The sequence below is a fragment of the Nevskia ramosa DSM 11499 genome (assembly GCF_000420645.1).
GTDB lineage: Bacteria > Pseudomonadota > Gammaproteobacteria > Nevskiales > Nevskiaceae > Nevskia > Nevskia ramosa.
The window spans coordinates 968,841-993,778 of the sequence record NZ_ATVI01000005.1 but is presented as its reverse complement, the minus strand read 5'-3'; the positions used below and the strand labels follow the sequence as shown (position 1 = coordinate 993,778).

The 24,938-nt window shown below is 65.2% G+C and carries 19 protein-coding genes; 5 read left to right on the top strand and 14 right to left on the bottom strand.

Features of this window, described 5'->3' with window-relative positions:
* Positions 1–13 precede the first annotated feature (13 nt).
* The 3 genes from G513_RS0105165 to G513_RS24690 all read right to left on the bottom strand — a co-directional run bounded on the left by G513_RS0105165 (position 14) and on the right by G513_RS24690 (position 4,055).
* Positions 14–1,042 carry an asparaginase gene (locus tag G513_RS0105165; protein WP_028475163.1) on the bottom strand — a complete coding sequence of 343 codons (1,029 nt, stop codon included), beginning with the start codon at positions 1,040–1,042 and terminating at the stop codon, positions 14–16.
* 50 nt (positions 1,043–1,092) lie between these two features.
* A complete protein-coding gene (locus G513_RS0105160; RefSeq protein WP_156891399.1) occupies positions 1,093–2,823 on the bottom strand; it encodes a hypothetical protein in 1,731 nt (576 codons plus the stop codon).
* 98 nt (positions 2,824–2,921) lie between these two features.
* The gene (locus tag G513_RS24690) at positions 2,922–4,055 is read right to left on the bottom strand and encodes a JmjC domain-containing protein (RefSeq protein ID WP_022975754.1); all 1,134 of its coding nucleotides are present in this window, start codon (positions 4,053–4,055) and stop codon (positions 2,922–2,924) included.
* Between the two features lie 267 nt (positions 4,056–4,322).
* Between G513_RS24690 and G513_RS21455 the strand changes: the two genes are divergently transcribed.
* A complete protein-coding gene (locus tag G513_RS21455) occupies positions 4,323–5,723 on the top strand; it encodes a TolC family outer membrane protein (RefSeq protein ID WP_022975753.1) in 1,401 nt (466 codons plus the stop codon).
* A gap of 6 nt (positions 5,724–5,729) precedes the next feature.
* Here G513_RS21455 and G513_RS0105145 read toward each other — a convergent pair whose 3' ends face one another.
* Positions 5,730–6,593: a bile acid:sodium symporter family protein gene (locus G513_RS0105145; RefSeq protein WP_022975752.1), complete on the bottom strand. Its 864-nt coding sequence runs from the start codon at positions 6,591–6,593 to the stop codon at positions 5,730–5,732.
* A 78-nt stretch (positions 6,594–6,671) separates the two neighbouring features.
* A complete protein-coding gene (locus tag G513_RS0105140; protein ID WP_022975751.1) occupies positions 6,672–8,276 on the bottom strand; it encodes an amidase family protein in 1,605 nt (534 codons plus the stop codon).
* A 153-nt stretch (positions 8,277–8,429) separates the two neighbouring features.
* Here G513_RS0105140 and G513_RS0105135 point away from each other — a divergent pair, with 153 nt between their 5' ends.
* The 4 genes from G513_RS0105135 to G513_RS0105120 all read left to right on the top strand — a co-directional run bounded on the left by G513_RS0105135 (position 8,430) and on the right by G513_RS0105120 (position 15,901).
* A complete protein-coding gene (locus G513_RS0105135; RefSeq protein WP_022975750.1) occupies positions 8,430–9,677 on the top strand; it encodes a hypothetical protein in 1,248 nt (415 codons plus the stop codon).
* Positions 9,678–9,757: 80 nt separating this feature from the next.
* Positions 9,758–11,518 (top strand): asparaginase domain-containing protein, encoded by a 1,761-nt coding sequence (locus G513_RS0105130; RefSeq protein ID WP_022975749.1) that lies wholly within the window; start codon positions 9,758–9,760, stop codon positions 11,516–11,518.
* 329 nt (positions 11,519–11,847) lie between these two features.
* Complete coding sequence (locus G513_RS0105125) at positions 11,848–14,124, top strand: amidase family protein (RefSeq protein ID WP_156891397.1); 2,277 nt, start codon at positions 11,848–11,850, stop codon at positions 14,122–14,124.
* Between the two features lie 16 nt (positions 14,125–14,140).
* The gene (locus tag G513_RS0105120) at positions 14,141–15,901 is read left to right on the top strand and encodes an amidase (RefSeq protein ID WP_022975747.1); all 1,761 of its coding nucleotides are present in this window, start codon (positions 14,141–14,143) and stop codon (positions 15,899–15,901) included.
* A 25-nt stretch (positions 15,902–15,926) separates the two neighbouring features.
* Here G513_RS0105120 and G513_RS0105115 read toward each other — a convergent pair whose 3' ends face one another.
* The 9 genes from G513_RS0105115 to G513_RS0105075 form a co-directional block, all read right to left on the bottom strand.
* Positions 15,927–16,334 carry an MAPEG family protein gene (locus G513_RS0105115; RefSeq protein ID WP_022975746.1) on the bottom strand — a complete coding sequence of 136 codons (408 nt, stop codon included), beginning with the start codon at positions 16,332–16,334 and terminating at the stop codon, positions 15,927–15,929.
* Positions 16,335–16,587: 253 nt separating this feature from the next.
* Positions 16,588–17,088, bottom strand: coding sequence for a hypothetical protein (locus G513_RS0105110; protein WP_022975745.1), 501 nt, complete (start codon positions 17,086–17,088; stop codon positions 16,588–16,590).
* Positions 17,089–17,240: 152 nt separating this feature from the next.
* A complete protein-coding gene (locus G513_RS0105105; RefSeq protein WP_022975744.1) occupies positions 17,241–18,827 on the bottom strand; it encodes an amidase family protein in 1,587 nt (528 codons plus the stop codon).
* Between the two features lie 129 nt (positions 18,828–18,956).
* Entirely contained in the window at positions 18,957–19,571 is a 615-nt protein-coding gene (locus tag G513_RS0105100) for a DUF6198 family protein (RefSeq protein WP_022975743.1), read from the bottom strand.
* A 49-nt stretch (positions 19,572–19,620) separates the two neighbouring features.
* A complete protein-coding gene (locus G513_RS0105095) occupies positions 19,621–20,460 on the bottom strand; it encodes a shikimate 5-dehydrogenase (protein WP_022975742.1) in 840 nt (279 codons plus the stop codon).
* A 64-nt stretch (positions 20,461–20,524) separates the two neighbouring features.
* On the bottom strand, positions 20,525–21,694 hold the full coding sequence (locus G513_RS0105090; protein ID WP_156891395.1) for a serine hydrolase domain-containing protein: 1,170 nt from the start codon (positions 21,692–21,694) through the stop codon (positions 20,525–20,527).
* A gap of 26 nt (positions 21,695–21,720) precedes the next feature.
* On the bottom strand, positions 21,721–22,110 hold the full coding sequence (locus tag G513_RS0105085) for a VOC family protein (RefSeq protein ID WP_022975740.1): 390 nt from the start codon (positions 22,108–22,110) through the stop codon (positions 21,721–21,723).
* Positions 22,111–22,180: 70 nt separating this feature from the next.
* Positions 22,181–23,056, bottom strand: a complete 876-nt coding sequence (locus G513_RS0105080) for a dienelactone hydrolase family protein (protein WP_022975739.1) — start codon at positions 23,054–23,056, stop codon at positions 22,181–22,183.
* Positions 23,057–23,321: 265 nt separating this feature from the next.
* Positions 23,322–24,929 carry an amidase gene (locus tag G513_RS0105075; RefSeq protein WP_022975738.1) on the bottom strand — a complete coding sequence of 536 codons (1,608 nt, stop codon included), beginning with the start codon at positions 24,927–24,929 and terminating at the stop codon, positions 23,322–23,324.
* Positions 24,930–24,938 lie beyond the last annotated feature (9 nt).

Sequence of the window (24,938 nt, the reverse complement as noted above, 5' to 3'; positions counted from 1 at the left end):
CCAAAATTGATGATCAGTATTCGTCGAAGATGCGCTGGATCTCGACCGGATCGGTCGTCCTGGTCAGCGCCAGGCGGAGCAGGATGCGAGCCTTCTGCGGTGGCAGGTTGTCGGCGGTGACCTGGCCCTTGGCAGCCACCTTCTCGCTCTTGACCACGCGGCCTGAACCCTTGCGATCGCTCTGCACGACGACCACACCCTTGTCCTTCAGTGCGGCCAGCGGCTCCGAGTAGCCACCGCTGTTGACGATGCCCTTGGCACCCGCCGAAACGAAGGCCTTGACCGCCGCGTCATCGGACTCCTGATACGCGTAGAGCACGTCGACGCGCGGCAGGCTGCTGAGCTTCGAGACATCGAACTCGCTGTGCGAGGTGTGGCGGTAGATCGGCCGACGATAGAAGACGATGCTGTCACTGTCGGCGAAGCCGAGCGGGCCAACATCGCGGGCGATGAAGGTATCGACGCGATAAGTGTTGTTCTTGGTGGTGTCGCGGGCCGCATTGATCTCGTCGTTGAGCATGATCAGCACGCCCATGTCCCGGGCCTGTGGCGTCGTGGCCACACGCACCGCGTTGTAGAGATTCATCGGGCCATCGCGGCTCACCGCGGTGAACGGCCGCATCGCGCCGACCACCACCACCGGCTTGTCCGACTTCACCGTGAGGTTCAGGAAGTACGCGGTTTCCTCAAGCGTCGCCGTGCCGTGGGTGACCACCGCACCCGCCGCTTCCGGCAGCGCCAGCCAGGCATTGACCTGCTGGGCCAGGGTCAGCAGGGTCTTGGTATCGATGTTGCCGGAGCCGACGTTGCTGATCTCCGCATAGCTGAGCTGGGCGACATCACGCAGCTCCGGCAGATCGTCGACCAGCTCGGACGGCGTCACCCGGCCATCGGAATACTCCATCAGCTTCTGGCGATGCGCGCCCTTGCTCTGGATGGTGCCGCCGGTGGTGAACAGGCGGACTTGCGGCAGTGCCCCGGCCTGCACCGGCGCCAACGCCAGCGAAGCAAGGCAAAGCGACCACAACAACGAGCGAATCATCCGCAGCCTCCGGTTTGGTAATTGAACATCGAGGTATTCATTTCGGCCGCTCATGGCGCGACCTGCGCGAGCTGTTGATCGAGCTGCTGCATCTGCCTGGCCCAACCATCGCGCAGGCGCTTTGCTTCACCGAGGCTCATCGCTTCATGACCGGGATGGGCCACGCTGCCGCCGCGGGCCAGGGCGCGATCGATGATCTGCAGCGGCTCGGCGATGCCATCGCGCTGCAAGGCCAGCTGTTCGATATCGTCACGGCCGCCGAGCTGTGGCAGCAGCGCGTACTGCACCCAGCGATGGCTGTAGAGCAACAAGGCCAGCTGGGCATCGCGGGAAGAGGAATCCTCGAGCCGCGCCAGCGCGCGGACACGCGGCAGCTCGCGGTCCATTGCGCTCAGCGCGCGGCGGGCATTGCGCACGGCCTGTTCGCGATCGCCGGCGCGAGCGGCCTGCACCGCTTCCTTCAGGGTTTCGGTATAGGCCGGCTGCGGCACCGACCAGGATGCGGCCGCCACCGTGGTCATCAGGCCCAGCGGCAGGCCGAAGATCAGCAGGGGTCGCAGCCAGTCACGCAGCGCTGGACCACGACGGCCTGCCGGTGTCGGATCAGCTGAACCCGCTGCGCTGCCATCCAGCGTCGCTGCCGTCCCTGGCTTGCGCAGCTTCCAGATGTAGCCGTCGAAGTAGTAGTGCATCAGCGTCGACGTGAAGCCGAGTGCCAGCACCGGGATGGTGATCCAGTCGGTCTGGAAATCGGTGGTCAGCCCTTCGCCGTAGGCGATGCAGACGATCACGTAGAGCGCAGCAGCCCACAGCGTGTTGCGGCTGTGCAGCCAGCGGAACCAGCCGGCGCGCGTGGCATTCGGGCGTGCGGCGAGATTGCGGTTGTAGCGCCAGACGATCGCCAGATACTGGGTCATGTGGACGATGCCGACGGTCGCGAAGCCGACCTTGAACGACCAGCCCGGCGCCCATTCGCGGATCAGCGCGTTCGGTGTGTAGCTCAGCCACATGACGCCGAAAGTCAGCACCAGCAGCGCGACCTTGGCCGGGCTGACGAACCAGCCGCGCCGCCAGCACCAGCACAGATAGCCGGCATAGACGACGCTGGCCAGGATCGCGATCGCTGCCGCGCCGCTGGTCACGGCATCGACCGCACCGGCCGGCAGTGCCAGCAGCAGCGGCAGCGCCAGCCTGGTATCGAGATCCTGCAGCAACTCGGGCAGCCAGGCGCTGGAGGCCAGCAGCAGATAAAGCATCCAGGCCGTGCAGACCATGCGATCCATGCCAGCGGCAAGCTGACGCGGCGCGGCGTTGCCACGGTCGTAGATGCGCATGAAGCCGTAGTGCTGCATCAGGAAGTGCCACGGATCCCAGAGCGTCAGCAGGATGAACAGGTAGAAGAACTGTTCGAGGCCGTAGCCCTGCGCGCGCAGATGGATCAGCACCGCCAGAGAAAGTCCGAACGGCAGCAACGGCGTCAGCAGCCAGCGCCAGCGATCGGCATTGAAGGTATCGAGATCGCCGTACAGGCGGATGTAGGTCGGCAGGTGATGGGCGACGGTCAGCACCACGTGGGTGACCAGCACCAGGGTCGCGGCGCGTTCCGCCGGCAGCCAGGCAAAGGTGGCGATCGCCAGCAGCAGACAGAGCACCGGTGCCGCAATGATCAGCAGGCCATCGAGGCCCGGCGACAGCACCCAGCGCTGCTGCATCGTCCCGTTTGATCGCTGCCCGGTGCTACGGGCAGGCGATTCGGCGGACATCGAAAGGCTGTGGTTCATGGCGTCGGCAGAGCGGCAGCGTGGCGGCCTGTACTGGTGACGCTTGGGAGACAGCTTCCCCTACCTGCCGATGCAGCCGAGCTGCCGATGACGAGCGCTCACGGCTCGGCCAGTTGCACGCCGCCGGTGACGATGCAGCCGTGCGCCGAGAGTTCGAACACCCCTTCCTGCAACAGCGCTTCCGGCACATCGATGAAGGCGTCGGACAGCGCCGCGAAGCTGCACATCGGCACCGTTGCCAGCAGCTGGATGATCCGCGCGCCCAGCCCGTCGGCAGGCAGCGCGCGGCCGTTGATCAGCAAGGCCTCCGGCGTGCGGACCGCAGCCTGGGCCGTCGACAGCCGCAGGAGGGTTTCCGGGCCGATGGTCCGTTCGCCGGCAAAGCGCGCCAACTCGAATTCCGGTACCGGGCGATCGGCCAGCGCGATCTCGCGGCGATAGTCGGCGAGCACCGCCGGGTCGAGCAGCAGATCGCGCAGCGCCTCGACAGCAGCACCGAGATCGCCGGCGACCACGCCGGGATCGTTCGACAAGGTCTGGCGCACGGCCAGGCGCTGCGGCGCGACTCTGGCCAGTGCCCAGCCGAGGAAATCGTGCATGGTCGGCGGATACAGGCCGACCGAGAGATGAAAGCTCGGTTCGTCGAACGGCAGGGTCTGGTGCCACCAGCCACGCGGCACGTAGAGCATGTCGCCGGGCGACAGCACGCAGTCGAGCACTACCTTGTCCGGGCACTGCATGGCCATCGCTTCGCTGGTGTGCTCGGCCAGCGGGTTCATGAAGGTCGGCTGGAACAGCTGCCAGCGCTTGCGGCCGATCAGCTGCACGGCGTAGACGTCATGGGTGTCCCAGTGCTTGTCGAAAGCGCATTGGCCGCCGAAGCTCAGATAGCCGTTGCCGATGCCGGACGCGCCACCGAGGCGTGACACCGCCGCGCACAGCTGGCGTGCTTCCAGCGAATGCAGCTCCATGCGGTTGAAGACCAGCGCCGCGCCACCGCGCAGCAGGCTGTAGAAGCGTTCCTTGATCAGCCGCGGGCGGGACATGCCGAGTTCGCCGGCACGCTCGACATAGCTGGCTGGATCGACTGCGCCATCCTGGAACAGCTGCAGGTTCTGCGGCGTCGGCTCCACGGTGTGCAGCAGCGCATCGATGCGATCCCAGTCGAGCCCATGCTTGAGCACCGCGCCGCGATACAGCCTGGGCACCGGGCTGGGGCTGATGGTCGACATTCTCGGGGGACCTCCTGCTTCTGCGGCCATGCTCGGCTCCGGTCGTGGTTCAGGGCGCGCCGGCCAGGAGGCTGAATCCGATGGCGGCAGGCAACAGCGGCAATGCCCGTTTCGACGGGCTACACATCTAGAGACGCAGCCGCACGCTTTCCCCCCACCTCGACGATTCACTGACAATTGCCTGGGGTCCGCGGTGGGGGAGCCGCCGCCGCAAACGTCTGCATAGGGACGGCATCGTTTTGCCGAACCCTTTTTCCAGGACGCTCCATGCGCTGCCCGATAGTCCCTGCCCTGCTTGCCGGCGTGCTAGCAGCGCCCTGCGCCGCCACCGCGAACGATCTGCTCGACAGCTATCACGAGGCGCTCGATCAGGACCGCACGCTGCTGGCGGCGCAGTACGCGCGCGATGCCGCCGTCGAAGCCAAGCCGCAGGCGGTATCGGCGTTCCTGCCCCGGCTCACCGCCACCGGCAGCCACGAGCGCAGCCACAACGAGATCACCACCAGCGGCAACCGCATCATCACCGACCCGACCAATCCGGCACCCACCGCCAGCAGCAAGGTCGATTTCTACAACACCGCCGACCAGGCCCAGGTGCTGCTGTCGCAAACCCTGTGGAGCTTCGAAGCCTTCCAGCGCCTGAAGCAGGCCGACATCAGCGTGGCGCAGGCCGAGGCGACCTATCGCAATGCCCAGCAGTCGCTGATCCTGCGGCTGGCACAGGCCTATTTCGAAGTGCTGGCCGCCAGCGATGCGCTGCGCACCGGCAGCGCCGAGCGCGCCGCCACCGAACGCCAGTGGCAGCAGGCCGAGCGGCGTCGCGAGGTCGGGCTGGCAACGATCATCGACGTGCAGGAAACCCGCGCCGCCTTCGACGCCAGCATCGCCACGGTGATCGCTGCCGAGCGACGGGTGGCGAATGCCCAGCGCGCCCTGGAGGAGATCACCGGCCGCGAAGCCGATCCTGGCCAGGCGCTGGCCGAGAACATGCCGCTGGCACCACCAACACCGGCGCGCATCGAGCCCTGGCTGGACGCTACCCGCAGCGACAACTACGACCTGCGCATCGCCCGCCTCGGCACCGAGATCGCCGTGCGCAATGTCAGTGCCGTGCGCGCCCGCCACTACCCGACCCTGGCGCTGACCGCGACCTACAACGAGAACCTGAACAGCAGCGAACGCAATGCCGATTCCACCCGTGGCGGCATCGGCGTCAATATCAGCTTGCCGATCTACGCCGGCGGCCAGATCGCGTCGCAGGTGCGACAGGCCGCCGCCCTCGGCAGCCAGTCGAAAGCCAGCGAGGAAGGCACCCAGCGCGCCGTCGAACGCCAGACCCGCGACGCTTTCCAGGGCGTGATCTCGGGCATCGCCAGCGTCCAGGCCACGCAGGCGGCGATGAAGTCCAGCCAGCTGGCGCTGGAATCGAGCCAGCTGGGTTTGAAGGTCGGCACTCGTACCGAAGTCGATGTGCTGACCGCGCTGCGCAACCTGTACGCCGCGCAGCGCAGCTATTCGCAGAGCCGCTATGACTATCTGATCAGCGTGCTGAGCCTGAAGCGTCAGGCCGGCCGACTGGCGGAGACCGATCTTGCCGAGATCGATGCGCTGTTGATCGTCGCCGGACCGGCAACACCGCCGCCGGCGACGCTGCCGCCTCCGGGTTGAAACCGATTAGGAACCTGCGCGCGGCCGCCGGTTCACCAGCAGCCCGAAGCCCAGCGCCGTGACCACCATGGTTAGCCCGTAGATCATTGGCGGAATGCCCATCGTCGGATTGCCGAGCAGCTGCGGCGACAGTGCGATGGTGATCGCCAGCGCCGCGTTGTGGATGCCGACTTCGAGCGCGATCGAGATCGCCTGCGGCTTCTTCAGTTTCACCATCACCGCCACCGCGTAACCCACCGACAGGCTCAGTACGTTGAAGACCAGCACCGCGGAACCGACCGTGGTCAGGTTGGCCATCAACGCCACGCGTGCGGTGACGAATACCAGCGCGAACATCAAGGCCAGCACCACGATCGACAGCAGGCGCACCGGCCGGTCCAGCCGCTGCGCCAGCATCGGCCAGCGCCGCCGCACGCCCATGCCGACCGCGACCGGCACCAGAACGAACAGGAACACCTGGATGATCTTCGCGAACTGCAGCGGCACGTCGCGGCCTTCGCCAATGAAGTACGCCAGCGACAGATTCACCACCAGCGGCAGGGTGAACAGAGAAAGCAGCGAGTTGACAGCCGTCAGCGTGATGTTCAGCGCCACATCACCCTTCGACAGATGGGAAAAGATGTTGGCGATAGGCCCACCGGGCGAAGCCGCGAGCAGCATCAGCCCCACCGCCAGTTCCGGCAGCAGGCCGAAGCCCACGGCGAGACCGAAGCAGACCGCGGGCAGCAGCAACACCTGACACAGCAGCGCCACGACGACACTGCGCGGCTGCTCGAGCACCCGCCGGAAATCGGCACCGGTCAGCGACAGACCGAGGCCAAGCATGATGATCACCAGGGCGATCGGCAGCAGCGAATTGAGCGAGGACATGGGCCGATTGTCCCCGGATCAGCGTCGCGCAGGAAGCTGCCGCGAACGGCAGCTTCCTGCGGTCCTACCGCGCAGCCATCAACGCCCGATCGCTTCACCCGGCAGCGGCGGCGTCAGCGCCGGCAAGCGGCGTGCGTGGCTCAACTGCTCGAAGGCATAGCCGAGCGCGATCAGCTTCGGCTCGCTGAACGCCGGGCCGAAGAACGAGATGCCGACCGGCAGCCCACCGGTGGTGAAGCCGGCCGGCACGATCAGATCCGGATAGCCGCTCAAGTTCGCGAAGTTGGTGGCCGAGCGGCCTTCGGGTCCGCCGGTGACTGGATCGATGTCGGTGCGTGCCGGGCGTTTCGGTGACGTCGGGTAGACGATCGCATCGAGGCCGTTGCTCTTCAGCACGCCATCCAGCTCGGCCCGAACCAGCGGCAGCGCATGGTCGCGGATGGTCAGATATTCGGCGTCTTCGAGCGTGCCGCTCTTGGCTTCCTGCTTGAACAGCATCCAGCGGCCTTCGTTGGGGATCATGCCGTCGGTCGGCGACACCAGCGACTCGACGCCGGCCATCAGTTCGTCGTGCGACTTCGGATAACCCGGCTTCAGGGTCTTCAGGTAGTCGCCGATCTGGGCGCGGAATTCCGGGCGGCGGATGGCGTTGTAGAACTCGCCGCGGCTGTCGAGCAGCCACTTCGGATACTTGACGTCGACGATCGTCGCACCCGCCTTGCGCATCGTGCTCAGCGCGGTTTCGATGACCCAGTCGACCTCGTCGTCCTGGCCCATGAAATCGCGGGCGATACCGATCTTGGCGCCCTTCAGCGCGTCGGCCTTCAGATACTTCGTGTAATCGGTTTCGAACTTGCCGGCGCTCTTCTGCGTCGCGGCATCGGCCGGATCGACACCGGTCATGGTGCCGAGCGAGACGGCGATATCGGCAACGCTCAGCGCCATCGGGCCACCGGTATCGAAGCTCAGCGCCAGCGGCACGATGCCATCGCGGCTGAGCAGACCGTGCGTGGGCTTGAGGCCGACGATGCCGTTCGAGGTCGACGGGCCACGGATCGAACCACCGGTGTCGGTACCGAAGCCGAGTGGCGCGAACACCGCCGCCAGTGCGGCACCGGTGCCACCGCTGGAGCCGGATGGCGTGCGGGTCAGATCATGCGGATTGCGGGTGCGACCGCCGAGCGAACTCTGCGCGCCACCGGAAGCGAACTCCGACAGATTGACCTTGGCCAGCACGATGGCGCCGGCCTCGCGCAGCCGCTTGACCATGTAGGCGTCGTCCGGAGGGATCGAGCCCTTGAGCAGGAACGAGCCGGCGGTGGTCGGCAGATCGTAGGTGTCGTAGTTGTCCTTCAGCACCACCGGAATGCCGTGCAGCGGGCCGCGAAGCTTGCCGGCCTTGCGCTCCTTGTCGAGCGCGCGCGCCGTTTCCAGCGCCTTCGGATTGATCAGGATCACCGAATGAATCGCCGGGCCGCGGTTGTCGTAGGCCTCGATGCGCTTCAGGTACAGGGACACCAGGCGCTCGCTGCTCAAGCTTCCGTCGCTCATCGCCTGCTGCAGTTCGGCGATGCTGGCATCGGTCAGCGGCACCGGCGCGGCCTGTGCGGTCGGTGCCGCCATGAACAATGCGGCGGCAAGCGCCAGCGGGCGCAGGCGGTGGGAAAGCAATGGCGTGTTCATCGAGGCTCCGCGCGTGGGTTGGGTGGTCCTTGCTTCAGACGCCGCTTAGTCGCCGCGCCCTACCCGCGCATCAGCCTTTGCCCGGCCTTTGCAATGGCCGCCGAAACCCGCGAGCCTGTGCGAATTGCCGCGGGGGCGGCTTCTGGAGCATCCATGTCTCGCTGGAAACTCGTGTTGGCCTTGCCGGCCGCCATGGCTGCGAATGCGGCGTGGTCAGGCGACGATTCCTGGTTCGGCGATGTCGAGCAGTACACCCGGCTGCGCGATACCCGCATCGATGTCGCCGGCCCCGAGCCGGCCAGCTTCACCGCGCTGGGCGTGGCGCCGTTTCTCACCGCACAGTCGCTGGCCTCGTCAGACCTCTCGATCGCTGCCGCGCAAGTGTTCGACGACCAGGGTCATCCACGCGGAGCACTCGGCATCGATTTCGCGCCGGTGAGCCTGAGCGAATCGCAGCTCGATCTTGCCGACTACCAGCACAACCGCGAAAAACGCTTCGTGTCGCGCATCCAGCTGTCGATGGCGGTCAGCAAGGGCGAGAGCGACGACGATCGCAGCACTCGCTTCGCGCCGACCGTGCGCATCGTCCTGCACGAGCAGCGCGATCCCCGCGTCCATCGCGGTCCGGGCTCGCTGAAGGACTGCTTCGAGCGGCATATCAGCCCACCGGAGCAAGCGCGCAACCAGCTGGCGGAGCTTGCCGCACGACTGAAGGCTGTCGACCTGCTGCTGCAGGACCCGAACACCGCGCCAGCTCAACGTCAGGAAGCGCAGCAGCAACACGAGGCACTGCAGGCGCAGTGGCAAGCCAGCCAGACCGCGTATCGCGCCGCGCTGCACGAGACCGTGCGTGCAGGCATGCGAGCCTGCCGCGACGATCCTCAGGTGGCTGCCTACACCTGGAACGCCACCGGCCATGCGATCGGCATCTCGCCGACCTTCCGCACGCTCAGCGATGGTCTCGGCGCGCTCGAACCCAGAGGCTTCGTCGCCTTCGGCACCACGGCCTATGGCTTCGATGCGCTCGGCACTCATCCCGACTACGCACCATCGTTTCTCGGCCGCCATGCGCAAATCCTCGGCCAGGTGCTGTATCGCCACAACGAGCCTCTGCAGGACCCTCGGCAGCCTAGGACGTTCGTCGATGCCGATGAAGTGGTGATCTCCGCGCGCCTGCGCGGCGGCACCGCGCCGTGGAACGCAAACCTGGAAGCTGCCGTGCTTCACGACTGGTTCAAGGACCGCGACGACGACAGCTTCTACAAGCTCAGCGCCGGCACCGATCTGCATCTCGGCAAAGGCCTCTGGATGAGCCTGAGCATCGGCCGCACGTTCTGGCGCGGGGCGATCGCCAACCAGACTTCGGGCGGCGTGACCCTGAAGAAATCCTTCCTGAACTAGGGTCTGTTCATCGACGGTGGGGGTCTGCCGGTGGCGTGCGTCTAAGGAATGCGGATGTCCGCTTGCCCTCCGAGTCGACCATGCCTCCAGCTTCCCTCACGCCGCGCCGCACGCGGATCGCCGCTGCCTTCGCCGCCAGCCTGATCACGATCACCGCGGGCACCGCGGCTGCCGCTGACAGCAAGCCGCGCATCGCCGTGTTCTCCGGCCCGACGTCGACGATCCAGAACAACAAGCCGCTGATCACCAGCAACAAGGCGCGCGCCCAGTACGGCCTGCCCTTGCTGACCGATGCCTGGGGCAAGACCCAGACCGACTGGCCGCGCTACCAACGCCTGGCGGCACCGGTCACCGTCTATGTCGAACAGTTCTCGGCCCATCCGCTGGAAGCCGATGTCGCCGAGCTGTATGCGCCACCGGATGGCTACGTGAACACCGCCGGCAAGTTCTCGAAAACCCGTGGCGGCGCCGACGACAAGCCGGTCTATGCCGTCACCTTGAAGCCCGAAGACGGTCTCTACGCCTTGCCCTACATGGGCCGCCAGGCCAATGGCAAAGCCTGGGACGACACCTTCGCGTTTCCCGGCGCGCCGTTTGCGCAGTCAAGGCAGACCTTCGTGCCCGATGGCTCACGGATCTTCGCCGAGATCGAACGTGATGGCGGCGGCATCGAAGCCCGCGCCGATTACGACTTCTATCGCGCCGTGCCTTCCGGCGGCTATACCAAAGGCCTGCCAGCGGCGAAGCGCAGCGATACCGGCGAAGGCGATATCGCCCCGGAAAAGCTCGGCCGTGATTTCTTCAGCTACGGCCCGTACTCGGCCTCGCAGATCCGGCCGATGCTGGCCCGCGAAGCGAACATCGTTCAGCGCGTGCTGGCCAGCGGCAAGTACGCCGGCGCGATCTGGCTGGAAGGCAGCCCCACGGTCGAAGACAGCGCCTACTGGCTGAGTCTGCTGATCGACACCCAACTGCCGATCTCCGCCAATTCCGCGCACCGCAATCGCGGCTTGGTCAGCGCCGATGGCGACGGCAACATTCTCGATTCGATCGACTACATCAACTCCAAGGTCTGGGCCGATGAACAAGGCCGCAACCGGCTCGGCACGGTGATGGTCCAGGACGAGATCATCTACTCCGCGCGTGAAGTGGAGAAAGGCGACGCCCATCCCGGTGCCTATGTCGCCACCGGTGGCTACGGCGGCATCTTCGGCTCGATGACCGCCGGCGCTTATCTCACCAACATCCCGACCCGCAAGCACACCTGGAAATCCGAGCTGCGCATCAGCCAGCTGCCGGCCAATCAGAGCGGCTGGCTGAAGACCAAGGCCGGCAAGGTCGAAGCGGTGACCGTGACGATCAAGAATGCGGCCGGCGAACTGCTGCCGCAGGCGATCCCGAAAGTCGCGATGCTCAAGGGCGACAACTGGTACGACGACAGCGGCGTGCCTGATCCCAGCGCCGAGAAAGGCATCGTCGCGACCATCGACATGCTGCTCGGCGAGTACCCGCTGGCCGGCATCGTCGGCGAAGGCCTGGCACCGTACTCGAGCATGTCCGCCTCACAGGACAAGGCGCTGGAACTCGCGGTGCTGCAAGGCCTGCCGGTGGTCAAGACCGCACGCGGCGACGCCAGCGGCCTGGTCAAGGTCAACCCGCGCAACCTGTTCATCGAAGGCAACAACCTGACCACGACCAAGGCGCGGCTATTGCTGACGGCGGCGCTGATGAAGTTCGGACCGTTGCCGAGGGTGCTGGATGTAGCGCATCCGACGGCGGAGGAGTTGGTCGCGATCCGGGAGAAGCTGGGTTTGTATCAGGAGGTTTTTCAGACGCATTGATTGGCGAGTCCTTCCTCGTCCGCCCGGTTGTGTTTGAGCTTGTTCTCGGCTTGATCGGTCGTTGCGGTTGTTGGCTTGCTTCGGCGCACTATTCCGCGCTTTTCGCGACAGCGCGGAATAGTGCGCTGAAATCAACAAACGACAGCAAAGGCGGATCAAGCCTAGAACAAGCAAAGCCAGTCACACCAACCGCAGCAAGACCAACGCAAAGCCAAGCCCAAGGTGGGGGGACACATCCCCGCACCCGTCTGAGCAGATGTCACGGCCATCCGGCCAGCTCACGCGGGAGCTTCGTCTTGATCAAGTCCAGCACGGCATCACTTCCCGGCGTGAGTCAGCTTCTGACGGCAATGCTGCTGATCGCCAGCACCGCAGCGACAGCCGCCGCGAAGTTCGACATCCAGGAAGCCAGCATCGCCGACACCCAGTCTGCGATCACCTCCGGCAAGACCACCTGCGTCGGCGTCGTGCAGGCCTACATCGATCGCGCTCGTGCCTACAACGGCGTCTGCACGGCGCTGCTCACGGCTGATGGCAAGAAGATTCCGGCTGCGAATGGCTATGTCAGGGCGGGCGCGCCGCTGCACTTCCCGACCCGCACGGTGAAGGCTTCGACGATCTTTCCGGACCTAGGCCAGTACAAGGGCCTGCCGCTCGAATTCGGGCGCATGGAGGCGACGGTTTCGGATCCGACCGTCAGTGCTCAGAACGGCATGAGAGTCGGCATGGCGGACGCCGGCCAGGTCAATGCGCTGGAGACGCTGAACATCCGCGGCGAGCGTTCGGTGACCTGCAGGGGCGACTTCGATCGGCATCCATCGAAGGGCGCATTGCCGGCCGGCGCGCCGGCGGTCTGCGAAGCCTTCCGCAAGCTGCCGGACGCGCTGGAACGCGCGGCGGAACTTGATGCGCTGTACGGCAGCAAACCCGATCTCGCGGCGATGCCGATGTACTGCATCACCACGGCGGTGAAGGACCCGTACGACACCAAGGACATGCGGACGACAGCGAACAACGACGTCAACTTCGCGATGGATGTGCCGCCGCACGACGCGACCATCGTCGCCCAGCTGCGTGCCAAGGGCGCAATCATCTATGCGAAGTCCGTTGCCCATGAATTCAATGGCGGGCCAGGCGATCCGGGCGGCCCGGCAAAGGCGCGCTACAACTTCGTCGCCGGCGGCCAGACCCACGGCTCCTGGGGCGGCCAGTCCTGCAATCCGTATGACACCGAGCGCGTCTCGCGCGGTTCCAGCGGCGGCTCCGGTGTTGCGGTGTCGGCGAACCTTGTCGCGATCGGCATCTGCGAGCAGTCCGGCGCGTCCTGCCAGGGCCCGGCCTCGCGCAATGGTGTGGCGACCCTGCTGACCACCAAGGGCCTGCTGCCGGACAACGGTGGTATCGGCTACCAGTGGTTCAACGATCGCGCCGGCATCCATGCCCGTACTTTGGCCGATGCCGTGAAGGTGCTCGATGCGGTCAAGGATCCGGTCAGCGGCTATTACGATTCGCGCGATCCCTTCACCTCAGTGCCGAAGTCACTGGTGCCTGCTCAGCCCTACGCAAGCTTCATCGCCGGCGATGCACAGCTGAAGAGCGACGCCAAGCCGCTGAAGGGCCTGTGCATCGCGATCGTCCGCGAGCACATGGTCAAGAAGACCGCGAACCACGTGGCGATCTCCGATCAGATCGATGCCGAGATCAAGCGCGTGCTGCGCGATCGGCTCGGTGCCGAGCTGGTCGAGATGCGTGCCGCAGAGTATCCGGACGATCCCGCCGTGCCGGACCTGAAGTACACGTTCTCCGATGCGTTGTCAGAACTGCTGCCCTGGGCGATGCCGGAAATCTTCCAGCGCCGCGACAAGGCCGGCAAGCTGGTTTTCGAGGTGCCGGGCTACGACGTCACCTCGTACGCCTATCTGCTCAAGCTCAGCAAGCGCCAGGCGCCGCTGACCGATGCCGTCAACATCACCAACTTCATGAGCTTCGGCGCCGTGCCCTGCCAGCCGGCGCTGTGCGCGGACCTCGCGTTCGACATCGATCGCTACCTGATCGACCGCGGCGATGCGCGTATCAAGACCTGGGGTGATTGGGTGGCGAATGCCAAGTTCCGCGAGGACAAATCCCTGGCCGGCGCGAAGAACTGGGTGCAGTGGCAGGGCCACGAACAGGCCGGCAAGGCCGATGCCCTGGCCCGCAGCCATATCGCACGGCTGGCGCTGCTGCGGGTGATGTACGAGAACAAGATCGATGTCTTCGTGCACCCGGAGAACACGGTGCCGACGCCGAAGATCCAGGGCCCGAATGTCGGTGCCATCAGTCTCGACAGCATCAGCCCGTTCTTCCAGATTCCGCGAGTCGCGGTGCCGGCCGGCGTGACGACAACGATCGTCGAACCGCAGTACGCGCTGAACGCCGACAAGACCGATTATGTGCCGGTGCTGGCGCCGGGGACCAAGCAAACCACGCTCAAGCATCCGCTGCCGATCTCGATCACTTTCTTCGCGGGACAAGGTGAAGAGCCGGTGCTGATCAAGGTCGGCACGGCTTACGAATCGGCGACCCATCACCGATTCGCACCGCCGGCCTTTGGCCCGCTCCGCTGATCTCCGAGACTCCGCCATGAGCCGCAACCTCGCAGCTACCCGCCGCCGCTTTCTGGCCAGCTTCTCGACCCTGGGCCTGTCGGCAACGCTGCTGCCCGGCGTGCTCTGGGCACAGGTCGAAAAGACCGGTGCCGCAGCGATCAACGCAGCCATGATCAAGGACGCCGCGCGGATCTCCGGCCTCGAGTTCAGCGAGGCCGAATACGAGGGCATGGTCAAGCAGGTCAACCAGAGCTTCGACCGGATGCAGAAAGTCCGCGCCACGGCGATCCCGAACGATGTCGGCCCGCCGTTCTACTTCAGCCCGATCACGGCGGGCATGAAGGTCGATCGCCAGGCCAGGCCGCTACGCTTCAGCAAGCCGGCGATGGTCAAGCGTCCGGCCGATCTTGAGGCCGTGGCGTTCTGGCCGGTCACCGCGCTGTCGCAGCTGATCAAGACCCGGCAGATCAGTTCGGTGGAACTGACGCAGATGGTTCTGGCGCGGCTGAAGAAGCACAACGGCAAGCTCAACTGCGTGGTGACGATGCTCGACGATCTCGCGCTCGAACAGGCGAAGAAGGCCGATGCCGAGCTGGCCGCCGGCCGCGATCTCGGCCCGCTGCACGGCATTCCCTGGGGCGCGAAGGACATCATCTCGGTCAAGAACTACCCCACCACCTGGGGCTCAGGTGCCTACAAGGATCAGGTGTTCGATTACGACGCCAGCATTGTCGAGATGCTCACCGCCGCTGGTGCGGTCTGCGTCGCCAAGCTTGCCACCGGTGAACTGGCCGGCGGGGATCGCTGGTGGGGCGGACGCACCAACAATCCCTGGAAGCTCGATGAGGGCGCCAGCGGTTCGTCGGCCGGGCCCGGTTCGGCAACGGCCGCCGGCTGTGTGCCGTTCGCGATCGGCACCGAAACCGGCGGCTCGATCTTGAGCCCGTCGGCACGCTGCGGCGTCACCGGCCTGCGTCCGACTTTCGGCCGGGTCAGCCGCTATGGTGCAATGGCGCTGAGCTGGACCCAGGACCGCCTCGGGCCAATGTGTCGCTCGGTGGAAGACTGCGCCGCGGTGATGAGCGTGATCGCCAGGCCCGATGGCCGCGATCTGTCGGTCAGCGAAATTCCGTTCAACTGGGATGCGATGCTGGACTGGCGCAAGCTCAAGGTCGGCTACCTGCCGCAAGCCTTTGGCGATGGCGATCGCCTGGCCAGCTGGAAGCAGAACGATCAGGCCACGCTCGATCAGCTGCGTCGGATGGGGGTCGATCTGGTGCCCTTGAAAGTGCCTGAATTCGATATCGAACTGACCATGCTCAGCGTCGAGGCCGCGGTGTTCTTCGACGAGCTGCTGCGGTCCGGCCGCGACAAGCTGATGACCGACAAGAGCCGCGCTGATCGCTTCCGCACCAGCCGCATGATCCCTGCGGTGGAATACCTGCAATCGCAACGCCTGCGCTCGATGATGATGGCGAAACTCGCCGAGGCGACGGCCAGCGTCGACGTCTATCTCGCCCCGTCCACCAACGGCAATCCGCGCCTGCCTGAAGGGGCCACGGCTCCGATCCCGGCTCCACCGCCGAACTACTCGCAGCAGCATTCGCAGATGGCCAACCTCGCCTGCTATCCGGGCCTGGCGCTACCGAATGGATGGGCCGAAACCGGCGCGCCGACCAGTGTGCTGTTCATGGCGCAGCCGTTCGCCGAGGCCAAGCTGCTGGCGCTGGCCAAGGCCTATCAGGATGCGACCGGATTCCAGCTCAGGCAGCCACCGGAGTTCGCGGTGGGCTAGCGCAGTCCAGCTTCCCGCGGCCCATTCAGATCACCTGCCTCAGCAGTTCGATGGCGAAAGCCATGAACGCGAGCCAGGCAACGGTGAAGCTCACCGTCCGTGCCTTGAACAGACCGAATCCGCTGATCTGCAGCACCGCGTGCGCAACGCGCGCGTAGAAGAACACGGCAGCGGCGATTTCCGTCACCGCGGTCGACACGCCGGCCGCCTTCGCAATCAGCACGATCGCCGCGAAGGTCGCGAAATTCTCGACGGCATTGACGTGCGCGCGGTTGGCGCGATTGACCCACTCCGGCAACGGCGAGGTCGGAGCAATCTTGTAGTCGATGGGCCTGAGCAGGCCGCGCGACGTCACATAGCCAATGACTACGGGAATCCAGAGCAGGCCGGTGAGTATCGCGGTCAGCAGAAGACAGAAGAGTTCGGTGGTCATATCGTCCCTCGCTATTCGCTGCTTGGAAAATCAACCCGCTGAGTCACTGCCACGTCGGGTTGCAGTCATGGCTTCTGTCGTCACGAACCCGAGAACCCGGCGAGCGTATCCCAGTTGTGCGGCTTGCCGTCTAGGACCGTTCAAGTCACTCGGCGCAATCCAAAGCATTAGTCCGGCCCTGCACGCAGACAGGAAAAGGACCGCTTTCGCGGCCCTTCTCGAAATCGTGGTCTGTGACTGCAAAAGGGCGGAATCAGGGATTCCAGCAGTTCGCCGGCTGATCGTTGATCGCCACCCAGAAGTGCTGGCTGCTGCGAACGTTGCCATAGGCGCGGAAGCCCCAGCCGCCGGATGGGTTGTCGTGGAACTCCGCCATCCGCCAGCCGCTGCCGAACGAGCTGCTGCAGAGCTTGTCGCCAACGGTGCGCGAGCGCAGTGCGTCACCCAGGATCGGCAGCGTTGTCGTGATCTGGCCACCGAGCCAGCCGTCGTAGAACTCGGAGGGCGACGCCGTGTAAGGAGGCCGCGTCGAACCATCATTCTTCACGCACAGCACCGGCAGGATGTTCTTGCAACTGGTGTCGCCCTGATACGGATTGCAGCCGTCCACCGCGCCGCCATTGCAGCCCACTTGATCGATTCCCAGCATGCTGCTGTGTGCTTGCTTGGTCCAGGTCATTCCCTTGCCATCAGCCGCATGAGCGAGGGGCACCGAGCACAGCATGGCCAGCAGGGTCAGACGAATGGATCGCATGGGAATCTCCTGAGCGTGAGTCTGGGGTTGTTCGTTATGGATACCGCGATCGAACATTGACACCACGTTGACTTTTCCGCCGAGCAATCCACTTTTTTGACCACGGCTCTTGTCGATTTGCTCGGGCCCACAGCTCGGCAGGACGGAAACCCTCAGTACTTGAACCGCTCGCCCGGCAAGGCCGGCGTCAGCGGCGGCGCTCGCCGCGCATGCGTGGCCTGCTCGAAGCTGTAGCCGAGCGACAGCAGGCGCGGCTCGCTCCAGGGCCTTCCGAAAAACATCAGGCCGTAGGGCATGCCATCACTCTTGGTGAAACCGGCCGGCACGATCAGCGCCGGGAAGCCGGTGTAAGCATGCAGCGGATTGTTCGAGTGCGCCTTCGACCAATCGGCACCGAGGCTGGGAATGGTGAAGGTCTTGAACGGGAACACCAGCGCGTCGAGCTTTTCGCGATCGAGCAGTTCGAGGATCGCCTTGCGGACTTTCTCGCGCTGCGCGAGCGCCGCCCCATAAGCCGGGTTGTGATCGAGCGACGGCGCCTTGGCCGCCGCCAGAGTTTCAGGCTTCAACTGACCGCCGACCAGACGGATCAGATCGTTCAGGCTGTGCACCGGCGCCGATGGCGGCAGTGCCGCGAAGTAGACATCGTGAGCAATGCCGCGCTCGAAGTCGGACAGCTTCGCGGCATCGACTTCGCGGCGCAGATCAGCCAGCTGCGTACGGGCAGGATCAACCACCGTCGCACCGCTGGCCGTCAGCTTGCGCAGCGCGACTTCGACGCCCGCCAGGGTTTCCTGATGTTCCGGCCCGCTGGAGAACAGTTCACGCAGCACGCCGATGCGGGCACCCTTCAGGCTCTGCGCATCGAGCGTCGACGCATAGCTCTGGTCCGGCAGATGGCCGACGCTGTTCGCCGTCGCCAAGTCTTCGCCGTCGTAGCCGGCAACGGCGTCGAGCATCACTGCGGCGTCATAGACACTGCGGGTCATCAGGCCCGGACGTTCCTGCGACAGCGAAGTCGCAATCTGCCCGCGCCGGCTGATCAGGCCCTGCGTCGCGGTGAGCCCGACCAGGGCATTGTGCGACGCCGGATGCGGCACGCTGCCGGCGGTATCGCTGCCCAGGCCCAGCGCACCGAACCAGGCCGCCATCGCAGCCCCCGTGCCGCCGCTGGAACCGCCGACGTACTTGGCGAGGTTGTACGGCGACAAGGTCTGGCCGATCGCGGTCGTGGTACCGGGCGGTGTGTCCGAAAACCAGTCCGACAGGTTCACCTTGGCCAGCACGATCGCCCCGGCCCTGGTCAGCCGCGCGATGATGTCGGCATCCCGCGCCGGCACCGATTGCGCCAGCGCCGCCGTGCCGCCGGTGGTCGGCAGACCGGCAACATCGAAGACATCCTTGATGACGATCGGAATGCCATGCAAAGGCGAGCGCAGCCTGCCCGCCTTGCGCTCGATATCGAGCGCCCGCGCCTGAGCCAGCGCCTGCGGGTTCAGGGTGATCACCGCATTCAGCTTCGGCCCGCTCTTGTCGTAGGCGGCGATGCGCGCCAGATAGAGCTTGGTCAGCTGCTCCGAGTTCAGCGCACCGCTGGCGAAGGCAGCATCGATATCGGCCACCGTGGCGGTGGACAGATCGAAGCTCGCGGCGCCGGCTTGCAGACTGATCGATGCCAGCAGCGATGCCGACAGCAGCGCGCAAGCCATGCGGTTCCACAGGCGCTGATGGTGGGTCATGTCGTCAGCCTCGGCAGTGAGCGCCGGGTCGACGCATCACTTCAGACGAGGCTGGTTGCGGTCACCCTATGTCGTGGATGGGACCTGCACACCTAGAGTGATGACGATGATTCGGGCTTCACGTTCCGCTCAAACACCGAGATACCGCCCCGGCCGATGATTCAAGGCCAGGATGGCCCCAATCGCCAGCGCGCCGACCACCGATTGCAGGACTCTGGCCGGCGACACGACGACCAGCGCCGCCAGCACCACGACGACATCCACAGCCATCTGAACCTTGCCGGCGCTCAGGCCTCGGGATTGCTGGAGCCACTGGGCGACGATGTTGACGCCGCCGACGCTCGCGCCATGACGCAACAACGCCAGCAGGCCGAAGCCGATCAGGAAGCCGCCGAGCACCGAGGCCAGCCAGGGGTTGAGGAACTCGAAGCGCACCACCTTCGGCGCCAGTGCGGTGCAGACCGAGACCAGCGCGACGGCGGCGAAGCTCTTGATCGTGAATTCGGGGCCGAGGCGGAACCAGGCGAGGCCGAAGAAAGGAAGATTGAGCAGGAAGAAGAACAAGGCCACGCTCGAGCCGCTGGCATAGCTGGCGAGGAAGGCGATGCCTGCGACGCCACCGGTGAGCAGGCCCGCATACGAGAACATGGTCATCCCCAGCGCCACGAACAGCGAGCCGGCGACCAGCGCATGCGCGTCGTCGAGCCAGCTATGGGTGATCGTTTCGATGGGGTCTGATTTCACAGGTTCGTCTCACGCACAGGGCATGCCGCGAGACGAATTTGTCCGATCTTCACGCCGAACGGGCAAAGGCCGCTGCTTCCGCAACCGTGTCGGCATCAGGCCGCACGCCGGTGTACAGCACGAACTGCTCCAGCGCCTGCAGCACGATGACGTCGGCACCCGAGATTCGCCGCCGGCCAAGGCGTTCAGCGGCCTGCATCAGCGGCGTCTCCGCCGGCAGCGCGACGACGTCGAAGACGATCTCCGATCCGGCGATCAGCGCTTCGGGAAACGCGAGTTGGTCGGCATCGGGCCCCGCCATGCCCAGCGGCGTGGCATTGATCAGCAGCGGCGCGGCCAGGCCATCGGTGCTGGCCGCCCAGGAAAAACCATAGGCCTCGGCCAGCGCACGTCCACTGGTTTCGTTGCGGGCGACGACGATGCCGCTGCGATGACCACGATCGCGCAGCGCTGCCGCCACGGCCTTGGCCATGCCACCCGAGCCTCGCAACAGGAAGGACGTTTGCGGCGTGACCCCGGCCTGCGCCAGCACGTCGATGATCGCGCTGTAGTCGGTGTTGTAGCCGGTGAGTCGGCCTTCGTTGTTGACGATGGTGTTGACGCTGTCGATGGCGACTGCCGAGCCTTCGAGGCGATCAAGCAGCGGGATCACCGCTTCCTTGAACGGCATCGAGATCGCACAGCCACGGATGCCCAGCGCACGAATGCCGCCGACGGCCGCTGCCAGATCGGTGGTGGTGAACGCCTTGTAGACATAGTCCAGACCCAGATGTTCGTAGAGCCGGTTCTGGAAGCGCGAGCCGAAGCTGCCCGGCCGCGCCGCCAGTGACATGCAGAGCCGGGTTGCGGGGCCGATCGGGGGTTTGATGGGCTTTTGTGGCTGAGCCATTCGCAGGATTCCAGGGTGATGGGCAGCAAGTTCAGGCCAATGATCCTGATGCTCGGGGCCGGGTTCAGCTTTTCAGGATTCGCGCTGAAACAATCTTGCGCACCGCTCGAAAAGGCAACGCGGGCCCGACGTCTCCGTTGCATAGAACGACCGTCGTCAACCCCAGGTCGATGAAGGTTTCCAGAAACGCCGAGAAACCATTGATGAAGCCGTAGTGAAGAACGCTGCGATGAGCTTGAGATGAGGGTGAGACCAAGAGCCCCATCCCGTACTCAACCTCACCGTAGCTGGCATCGTCTGGAGAGAATCGGTTTTCTCCGCTGAGACGACCATCGCGCAAGCGGCCAGGCGTGATCATTGCGTCCACGAAACGTCTATCGAAAAGACGATTCGCCAACAGAGCGCGATGCCATCGACCGAGGTCGCTCGCAGTGGAGCGCATGGCACCGGCGCCACCGGCTTCCGATATCTCGATGAAGGCTGGATGAGTGAACGCGCCTGGGCTACCGTCCACAGGTGAATAGCCATCCACCCTTCCGGGAACCACCGCGTCTGACGAATCGAAAGCGGTCTTGTCGAGACCCAGCGGCTTGAAGATCATGGCCGCCGCCGCATCGGCGAGCGACATGGCGGTGAGCGTTTCGATCACTGCTCCCAGCACGATGTAATTTGCGTTGCTGTACAGCCAGGCCGTTCCGGGCTCGAAATCGAACAGCACGGATTGGGCGCTGATTTCCTGCGCCAATGCCATCTGTGACTTCGGCCTCGCAAGGTCGGTCTGACAGGAGACGTTCTGTTCATCACTGTGCAGCCCGGCTGTATGGTTCAGCAGTTCACGAACTGTGAATGATGGGCTGCCCGCGAAGCATGCAAGGTGCTTCGAGACCGCATCATTAAGGTCCAGCTTGCCGTCGGACGCCAACTTGACCACCAAGGCGGCCGTGAACTGTTTGGTGAGCGAGCCGATCCGAAAGACGCTGCCGCCAGCCAGTCCGCTGGCAGTCTCGATGTTGGCCAGACCGTAGTTGCTCGAAAGCAGGCTGCGTCCACGCAGCGAAATATGGACGGCAACACCAGGACATGCGCCTGAACGGATGGCAGATCGTGCGGCATCGCCGATTTCGGAGGCGAGCCCTGAGTCCGAAACCGCCGCCTCCGCAGCGGCAGGCTTGATCGCGAGCCCTGTTCCCATCAAGGCGCTGCTCTTGAGAAGGGTGCGTCTGGTGAGAAGCATGCTGCCCCCGTCGGTTGACCGCCTGATCACAAGCTCTCACGCAGCTGAAAGATATTGCCTTCGGGATCGCAGGCATTGGACACGATGAAGCCCAGGCCCTGCCATTGCTCGGTATAGACCTCGCCGCCAAGGCTTGCTGCAAGCGTCCGCGCTTCCGGCAGGCTGGGCACGGTCAGGAAGAATTTCAGCGCGCTGTCTTCGCGGCGCACCGGTGGCGTCGTGATCGTGATCGTCGCCGCGATCGGCACGGGGATCGCGTGAATGACCAGCTGCATATCCGAGTCCGGCACCTGCAGCACCACCAGTTCAGCCGTCGCATGGACACGGCGCATCGCCAGCAGAGATTGGTAGAAGCCGGCCAGGCGTTCGAGATCCTTGGCGTAGAGGAACAGACCGTTTCTGGCGGGACCGGACATGCCGAACCACTCCTGATGCGTACGAATCAGGCCTGATTATCGCTTGTCCGCGTTACCCGCCGATCGAACCTCAGGCCACACCGTTGCGGCTGAACCAGTCCAACAGGCGCGCCCAGCCATCCTTGGCCTGCGCGGCGCGATAGCTCGGCCGGTAGTCGGCGTTGAAGCCATGCGGTGTATCGGGGTACAGGACGATCTCCGAGGCCTTGGCAGCCGGGCTGGCCGATGCCGCGAGCTTGGCGAGCATCTGCTCGACGGTGTCGGCGGCGATGCCGGTGTCGGCCGCGCCATAGAGGCCGAGCACCGGCGCCTTGAGTTGATCGACCAGATCGATCGGGCTTTGCGGCTGCAGCTCGGTACCCGGGCGGATCAGGCCGCCGTACCAGGCGACGCCAGCCTTCACCACCGGGTTGTGGGCCGCGTACAGCCAGACGATGCGGCCACCCCAGCAGAAGCCGGTGACGGCGAGCTTGGCCGGATCGCCGCCGTTGCTGGCGGCCCAGATCGCGGTGGCGTCGAGGTCGTCCATCACCTGCGTGTCCGGCACTTTCGAGACCAGCTGCGCGACCAGTTCCTTGGTGTCGGTGTACTTGCTGGCATCGCCCTGGCGCGCGAACAACTCGGGGGCGATGGCCAGATAGCCGGCTTGCGCGAAGCGCCGGCAGACATCCTTGATGTGCTCGTGCACGCCGAAGATTTCCTGCACCACCAGCACCGTCGGCAGATTGCGGCCGCCGCGTGGCTGGGCGCGATAGGCCGGCATCTTGCCGTCCTTGACCGGGATGCTGATTTCGCCGGCCAGCAGGCCATCGGCCGGCGTGGTGATCAGGCTTTGCGCGGAAACCGGCTGCACGGCAAGCGCGAAGCCGCTGGCCAGCGCGGTGACGATGAAGCCACGGCGGTTCATTTCCGAGGGTGAGACAAAAGCGATGGCATCGGGATGCATCGGAATCTCCACAACGTGATGGCAGGGTCGAACCTTACAGGGTCGGCATCGGATGCCGGCTCTGTCAGTCGGACCCGAACATTGCGCGAACGTTCGTAGGCAAAGAAAAGCCCGCGGCCCAGCCTATCCTTGGCCGAACCGCGGGCAAAGCCACACATCTCAAGCTGAGAGCGCTCGGGTTGCACCCGGCACCGGCACTGCAGCGGGGGCCAATTCCACGCTGCGGCACCGGTACCGGGGCCCCAAGAACAAGCCCAAGAACGCCCTAGTACTCGAAACGCTCGCCCGGCAGCGGCGGCGTGGTGGATGGCGCCACGCGATGATGGGTCGCCTGCTCGTAGCTGTAGGCATAGGCCAGCAGCTTCGGCTCGCTCCAGGCCGGGCCGAAGAACGAGATGGTCACCGGCATCTTGTCGCGGGTGATGCCAGCGGGAACGATCACGTCCGGAAACTGGGTGACGTTGGCGATGCTGGTCAGTGACGGCGTCGGCGGGCGATCGACGATGTACGGCGTCAGCGGATCGATGAGTTCCGGCTGCCGTGAACGGGTCGGATAGACCAGCACGTCGACGTTCTTTTCTTCCATCAGCCCGAGCACCGCGCCACGCACCGCCGGCATCGCGTACTGCTTCGCGGACGTGTAGCTGATCGAGGTCAGCGCCGGCCGCTCGCCCAGTGCCTTGAAGCGCGTGAAGACACTCGGATGCGGCTGGAACTCGCCCTTCGCAGCAGTCAGCTTGATGCCCTGCTCGGCCAGCTCGGTGACGGTCTTCGGGAAGCCCGGCCGCAAGGTGCCGAGATAGGCCACGTAGTTGTCCTTGACCTCGGAGCGGATCGGCTCCATCGCCACCGAGCGGTTCTGCATGACGATCGCCGGATAGTGCACGTCATCGACCAGTACGGCGCCGAGCTTCACCAGTTCGTTCAGGCTTTCGTTGAACACCCGATCGACTTCCGGATCGGTGCCGGCGAGATCGCGGATCACGCCGACTCTCACACCCTGCAGCGCGCCGGTTTTCAGGAACTGGGTGTAGTCCTTGAATTCGTGGCCGGCGCTGGTCATGGACAGCGGATCCTTGGCATCGGTGCCGGTCATGAAGCCCAGCGCAAGCGCCGCGTCATAGACTGTGCGGGCCATCGGGCCACCGGTATCGAAGGTCAGCACGCAGGGCATGATGCCGGTGCGCGAGATCAGGCCATTGGTCGGCTTGATGCCGACGATGCCGTTCGCCGACGACGGCCCGCGGATCGAACCGCCGGTGTCGGAACCCAAGCCCAGCGGCGCGAACCAGGCCGCAAGCCCGGCACCGGTGCCGCCACTGGAACCGGCCGGATGACGACGAGGATCATGCGGGTTGCGGGTCTGGCCGAGGCGCGAGCTGTAGCCGATGCCGCCGTGCGCGAACTCGTCCATGTTGACCTTGGCGAGGATGATTGCGCCGGCATCGCGCAGCTGCTTGATCGACGGCGCATCGACGTAAGGCACCGACTTGGCAAGCAGGAAGTCGCCGCCGCTGGTCGGCATGTCGGCGGTGTCGTAATTGTCCTTGGCGAGCACCGGAATGCCGTGCAGCGGCGAACGCCGGCCCTTCTTCTTGAACTCGACGTCGAGCGCCCGCGCGGTGTCGAGCGCCTTCTTGTTCAAGGTGATCACCGTGTTCAGCGATGGCCCCTTCTTGTCGTAAGCGGCGATCCGTGCGAGGTACAGGCGAGTCAGTTTTTCGTAGCTCAGCGCACCGGCATCGACGGCCGCCTGGATGTCTTCGATGCCGGCGTTCTGCAGATCGAAGGTCTTGGCCTGTGCGACGCCGGACAAGCCGAAGGTGAGCGCGATGCCGCAAAGCAGCGCGTGTCTGGCAGCAATGGTTTTCATGTCGGGCTC